Raw genomic sequence first — 6,105 nt, 5'->3', positions numbered from 1 at the left:
CAGCCCCGGCAGAATGGGCGCGACCGTCCGCGCCGCACTTCATCTCACGCACTTCGAGTACCGCTACCTACCCGAATCTTGTTGAGATCACTTCAGTAGTGACCGAATGGATCTCACAAACCCAAGCCGAACGCGCCCGCGCCGAAGCAGATCTCCACACCCACTCGAGCAACCGCCCACGCCGCATGAGCCGAACCGAGATCAAAGACCTAGTCCAAGCACTCGGCGACATCGCCACCGTACTTCGCGACGCCGACCCCACCGACAAGGCCGAGGTCTACCAGCAATTAGGACTCCGGCTCACCTACCAACCCGAAACGCAAACGGTGCGCGCTGCAGTCGATCTCAGCGCGCACCGTGGGGCAATGGTTTGTGTCCGAGGGGCGACGTCGACCAGAAATCCATGATCGCCATCAACGGCGACCTGCAACTGGCACCCAGATAGCGGCAGCCGGCCGGATGCCCGTCGTTCGCCGGACGGTTCGACGGGGGACGTCCCCGACCACTGGATCAACGCCAGCGGGTCATCCGGCTCGGGTGGTTCCCGGGCCGGATGAGCCGCGGCGCGTTGCCTGGTCAGGGTCGGCTGGCTCCGCTCGAACGGGCGGTCGAGCAGTCGGAGGAGTCCGGCGTCCCGCGATTCCCGCAAGACGACTCGATGACGTGGCCGGGATGAGCGAGGTTGCCACTGGTCAGGCCGGATGCGCAGTGGTGAATCGTTCGGCCGCGTCCCAAAGTTCGCCTTCGCGCAGCGGGTCGTAGGACTCGTCGGAGGACCGGACCACCCGGCCGCGGTCGACGTAGGATCCGGTCGGTGCCTTGGTCGTGCCGAGGACGACGTCGGCGAGGTACCGCCCCGCGGCGCTGCGGCTGGTCGCGAAGGGGGTGAGGGTCATCGCCGGCATGATGCGCCGCATCGCGAACCTGGAGACGGGGTCGGCGTTGCGGGCGAGGTCGGTGCCGGGGACGAACCCCGGGTTGTAGGCGACGACGTCGATCCCGGCCGGCAGGCGGCGCGCGTACTCGTGCACGAGGTAGATGGCGGCGAGCTTGCTGGTCGAGTAGGCGGTTCGTCCGCCGGTCGTGGTGTCCGGCTTTGGGAACGCGCCCGTGCGGGCGAGGACGTCCGGCGACCGCCAGGCCGGGCCGGGCACCATGCCCATGTTGTGTTTGAAGTCACCGAAATGGGTGTCACTGACGGTGATCACGATCCGGGCAGGGAAGGCGAAGCAGTCCTCCAGCAGGCGGACGAACACGTGATTGGCCAGCACGTTGACGGCGAAAGTGGCCTCGAACCCGTCGGGCCCTTCGGTGAGCGCGTTCGTGTACTGCATGCCCGCGTTGCCCACGAAGCCGCGCAGCGGCGGCAGATCACCGCTGTTGAGCCGATCCCGGATCTCGGTGGCGGCCGACCGGACGCTCTCAAGCGAGCCGAGGTCCGCCGCGACATACGAGACCGTGCGCCCGCCCGCGCTCAATTCCGCCGACAGGCGTGCACCAGAGGACCCGCGGGCGACGACGAGCAAATGCACGTCCGGCCACTCACGAAGGATGCGCTCCGCGGCGACACGGCCGATCCCGCGACTCGCGCCGGTCATCACGATGGTGCCATTCATGGCAGGCTCCTTGCTGGCCATCAGGTGTACGCCCGGCCGGACGCAGCACCAGCGTCGGTTGACGCTTCACGATCCGCTTGGGGCGTACGTTCCTCGGGCGCCACGTCACCGTCCCACGGCGGCCGAAGTGGCGACCGGTGTGGATTCCCGGCGCTGTTGACGGCGGGCCAACGGTGTCAGCGTGCGTTGGACGATGAAGTACTCGGCCACGAGCACGTTGCCCAGGATGGACGCCCACACGCTGGCGGTGTAGATCTCGTCGAACTGCAGCGAGTTGAACGACTGCTTCAGCTGCAAACCGATGAGCAGGTAGATGCGCAAGGTCACCGCAGCGTACGTCAGGGCGTAGTTGCGGATCATCCAGACCCGGTGCAGTTGCACCTCACCGCGGCGGATGCACCGGTAGGCCATGGCCAGCGTGTACAGCCAGGCCGCCACGAGTAGGTAGAACGCGACCTGGATCGCGAAGCCGCCGAGCGTGACCGTGGCGGCGTACACGGCCGCGGCGGAGGCGATCACGACGGAGATCAGGTAGACCCGGCCCGCGATCCGGTGCAGCGTGGGCTTGCGGACGCGTAGCTGGGTGACGAACTGCAACGGCCCGATGATCAAGGCAAGGCCAGCGGGAAGGGCGTGCACGGCGAGGGACACGAAGTGCAGCGGCACGTCCTGGTCGATCGGTACGTTGCTGTTGGCCGGGTTCCCGGTCAGGTACGGCGGCACCGCATAGGCGGCGATGCCGATCGCGGACATGGCCATCAGCCCCCACAGGGCCCACCGTTGGCGGCGGCGGGCGATCTTAGAGACGGATGAAGCGGTCATGCGGTACTCCGATACTGGTGAGTGATAGGTGGCTCGTTACCGGTCAGCCGCGCCATGGCGAGCGGTTCGGTGGCGAACAGGTCGCGGGTGAGGCGTAGCCCGGCGCGGAGCCGTTGCCGGTCGGCAAGAGCCGACAGAAACGGCGGGTCCGTGACAGATGTATCGTTTGTGTCCGGCGACGCCAGGACCTCGATTCCCGGCTCGTCCAGGTAAGAAGGCGCAGGTCATCACCGGTTCTTCCAGCACGGTCGCCTCCGGTGTCCTGGAAACGGGGTGAGGGTGAGCTGGAGGCCGGTGGCGGAAATGGCTCTCGCTGCTGCGCAGCACCGCACCCGCCTGAGGCGGCGTGGCCGGGCGATCGGCGCCGGAACAGTCGGTAGGCGCAGTGACCGGCCGGGGCGGAACACCTTCATCGACCCGAACCGCTACCGCCAAGCCCTTGCGCCGACGGCACCCTGCGCCCGCCAAGGTCGTTGCGGGGTGATGACGTCTGGCCACGCCGCGGCTCCGAACATCTGGCTGAACGCCGTGCCCGATGTGGTCATCGCCGGCTCCAGACCGGTGCCGGCGTCCTGCGCCGTCATCTCGCTGCCGACCCGAGTCATTCGCCGCAGCGATCTCGGCAACCTCATGCTCAGTAAGCGTCACACCGGAAACGCTACGAAGATCAAAACCAGAAGGCTTGTACGTCCGCGCGACAAACTTTGCCCTCCGTGCAACGCCTGTCGAAGCCGCAGTGACGCCCACGATAGCCGTGACGGGCGGAGGTGTGTTTTCTCTCCCAGTGGTACGCCGCACCGCGCCGTCCCGCACCACATGTCCAGGGCCCGGTTCACTCTGGCCTGGCTGAGGCCAACCGTGCGGGTGTGGTCCTTCTGCCGTCGGCGGCGGGCGCCGGAGGCGAGCAGCCGCCACGCCGCCAGTGCCACGTGTTATCGGTTCGCCCGTTGCCAGTCGCGTGCGCTCATGCTGTACGCGGCGCGGAAGCGCCGGCTGAAGTGGGTGGCGTCGGTGAAGCCCCAGCGGCGTGCCGTCGCGGTGATCGACCGGGTGCTGGGTAGCGCTAGTTCCCGGCCGGCGGCTTCGAGCCGCTCGTGCGTGATCCACTGGGTTAGGGTGAGCGGCTGGTCTCGCCATAGGTGGTAGAGGGTGCGTACCGACATGCCGTGCGCGGCCGCGATGCGCTGCGGGCTGAGCTCCGCTTCGCCGAGGTGTTGCAGGATCCAGTGCCGAACGTGGGGCAGGCGGTCGTCGCCGGCCGGGGCGGGATCGTCGGCGGCGGCGAGGATCAGCGCGCGGACGAGGTTGGCGGTGGCATTACCGACCAGGGCCGCCGCGCCCGGTAGCCGGTCGATCGCGTCGACGTCGGCGCGCAGCTGCTGCAGATGACTGCGCAGCAGCCCGTAGGTGACCGAATCACGGTCGATACGGCGGGCGGCGCGGCGGATCGTTTCGACCGGCAGGCCCAGCCGGGCGTGGTCGACCTGTACCGCGAACGACCCGCCCTCACCGCTCCACCAGTAGTCGTACGGCGCGGTGAGGTCGACCAGCATCAGCTCGCCCACGTCGACCGTACGGATCGCGTCGTCCTGCCGGTAGTGGCCACGCCCGGCGGTCTGGATGGCGAGCGCGACCAGCTCGGGGGCGGCGGTGCGCAGCTGGGCGGGGCCGCGGGTCAGCCGCAGCCCGGAGCCTTCGTGCGCGTAAACCCGCGAGGTGGTGCCAAGCTGCCAGTAGCCGAGCCGAGCGTGGAAACCATCGGTTTCCTCGAGCTGAACACCGGACGGAACCGTGGCGTGCAGGACGGCCTCCCGCACGGCCGCGGCCCGGTCCTCCGGTGGCAGGTCACGGGTGTCCAGGTGGATGGCCATTGGTTACGACCCGGTCCGCCAGTCCCGCGGCGGCATGCCGAACGCCTGCCGGAACCGGCGGGTGAAGTGGCTGGAGTCGGCGAAGCCCCATTCGTGCGCGATGGCCGCGATCGGACGGCCGGAGGTCAGCGCGTCGCGGGCGCCCGCCAACCGCTCCGCCATGATCCACTGCTCCAGGCTGCTGTCCATCGCGGCGGACCAGATTGCGTGCAGGTGCCGTACGGAGATGTTGTGGTGCGTGGCGATCCTGGCCGGGGTCAAATCGGGATCGGTCAGGTGTGCCCGGATGTACCGGGTGATCCTGGCCGGCAGCGTGTCGTGCATAGCCTGCCGGTGCGCGGCGCCACCCTGAGCGGCCAGGAGGAAGGCGCGGGCCAGATCGGCGGTCGCAGCGCCGACCGCCGCCGCGGCCGGGGACGTCGACAGCCGCTCGGCGTGGTTCACGACGTACGAGACATGCTCCCGAAGCAGCCCGAGCAACGGGTTGGCCAGGAAGGTCCGTCCCGCGAGCTGGATATGGTCGACGCCGAGCCCGAATGTGCCGAGGTCGAACCCGACCGACCGGGTACCGCCGTCACCGACGCGCTGGTAGTCGTGCTCGCCAGTGAGGTCGGTCATGAGCAGGTCGCCCCGGCCGAGTTCGCGCTCCTGTCCGAAGCCGCGGCTGCGGCCCCATCCCCGCTCGTGAACAGCGAAGCTGACCTGGTCCGGCGGCCCCAGCCGGACGTGCCGTGCGGTCTGTGTGAGCCGCATCCCCGTGCCGTGGTACGAGAAGGCGTGCGCGCCCGCGCCGAGCGGCCAGAACTCGACGTGGGCCCGGACGGTTGGCCCGGGATCCTGCAGGCTGACGTCCACCGAGCCGCAGCCGACCTCGGTCGAAGAGAGGATCGCGTCGAGCCGCTCACGCTCGGCGAGGTCGTCGGTTTCCAGGATCACGGGCACGTCTGGCAACCTATCCGAGCCGTATCTCATCTTTTGTTGCGGGTTGTCGGTCACTGGTGCAGGACGACGTGCAGGACCGCGGTCGCCTGCGCGACAGCGGCCTTCGCCGCGTGTGTATCGTGCAGGGCGTTGAGCATCACGAAGTCGTGGATGACGCCCTGGTACCGCACGGCGGTCACCGGCACGCCCGCGTTCCGCGGTTTGGCCGCGTACGCCTCGCCTTCGTCACGCAGCACGTTCGCGTCGGCCGTGATGACGAGCGCCGGCGGCAGTCCGCGCAGGTCGTCGAGGGCCGCCCGTAAGGGCGAGGCGGTGATCTGGTTGCGTTGCTTCTCGTCGGTGGTGTTCTGGTCCCAGAACCACTGCATGCCGTCGCGGCGCAGGAAGTAGCCCTCGACGAAGGTGTGGTACGACTCGGTGTCGAAGGTCGCGTCGGTGACCGGGTGGAACAGCACCTGCTGGGCGAAGGAGACGTCGCCGCGCTCCTTGGCGAGCAGGGTCAGCGCCGCGCTCATGTTGCCGCCGACCGAGTCGCCGGCGATCGCGATCCGGGAGGCGTCGAGGCCGTGCTCGCCGTTGTGGGCGACGACCCACGTCGCCACGGTCCAGCACTGCTCGATCGCCACCGGGTGGCGCACTTCGGGAGAGCGGTCGTGCTCGGGGAGGACCACCGTGGCGTTGGCGCCGATCGCCAGGTCGCGCACGAGCCGGTCGTGGGTGTGCGCGTTGCACAAGACCCAGCCGGCGCCGTGGATGTAGAGGATCACCGGCAGGTCGCCGGTGGCGCCCTTGGGCCGTACGATCTGGGCCACACATAGAGGCGCTCTAGCGTCTCCCGCCCGCGTCCAGGTCTC

At 68.9% G+C, this 6,105-nt stretch carries 5 protein-coding genes and 1 pseudogene; 1 reads left to right on the top strand and 5 read right to left on the bottom strand.

The features are described from left to right. Nucleotides 1-407 (top strand): annotated as a pseudogene (locus ACWD6N_RS12335) (hypothetical protein); the annotation flags it as partial. A gap of 285 nt (nucleotides 408-692) precedes the next feature. Here ACWD6N_RS12335 and ACWD6N_RS12330 read toward each other — a convergent pair. The 5 genes from ACWD6N_RS12330 to ACWD6N_RS12310 all read right to left on the bottom strand — a co-directional run bounded on the left by ACWD6N_RS12330 (nucleotide 693) and on the right by ACWD6N_RS12310 (nucleotide 6,063). Then, nucleotides 693-1,637 carry an SDR family NAD(P)-dependent oxidoreductase gene (locus tag ACWD6N_RS12330; protein ID WP_354968702.1) on the bottom strand — a complete coding sequence of 315 codons (945 nt, stop codon included), beginning with the start codon at nucleotides 1,635-1,637 and terminating at the stop codon, nucleotides 693-695. Nucleotides 1,638-1,721: 84 nt separating this feature from the next. Continuing rightward, the gene (locus ACWD6N_RS12325; protein ID WP_450004750.1) at nucleotides 1,722-2,438 is read right to left on the bottom strand and encodes a DUF2306 domain-containing protein; all 717 of its coding nucleotides are present in this window, start codon (nucleotides 2,436-2,438) and stop codon (nucleotides 1,722-1,724) included. Between the two features lie 932 nt (nucleotides 2,439-3,370). Continuing rightward, nucleotides 3,371-4,309 carry an AraC-like ligand-binding domain-containing protein gene (locus tag ACWD6N_RS12320; protein ID WP_354968704.1) on the bottom strand — a complete coding sequence of 313 codons (939 nt, stop codon included), beginning with the start codon at nucleotides 4,307-4,309 and terminating at the stop codon, nucleotides 3,371-3,373. A gap of 3 nt (nucleotides 4,310-4,312) precedes the next feature. Beyond that, nucleotides 4,313-5,251 carry a helix-turn-helix transcriptional regulator gene (locus ACWD6N_RS12315; RefSeq protein WP_354968705.1) on the bottom strand — a complete coding sequence of 313 codons (939 nt, stop codon included), beginning with the start codon at nucleotides 5,249-5,251 and terminating at the stop codon, nucleotides 4,313-4,315. Nucleotides 5,252-5,301: 50 nt separating this feature from the next. Beyond that, nucleotides 5,302-6,063, bottom strand: coding sequence for an alpha/beta hydrolase (locus ACWD6N_RS12310; protein ID WP_354968706.1), 762 nt, complete (start codon nucleotides 6,061-6,063; stop codon nucleotides 5,302-5,304). Between the last annotated feature and the right edge of the window lie 42 nt (nucleotides 6,064-6,105).

The organism is Micromonospora sp. NPDC005163 (assembly GCF_053599835.1).
This window is presented reverse-complemented; position numbering and strand designations above follow the sequence as displayed.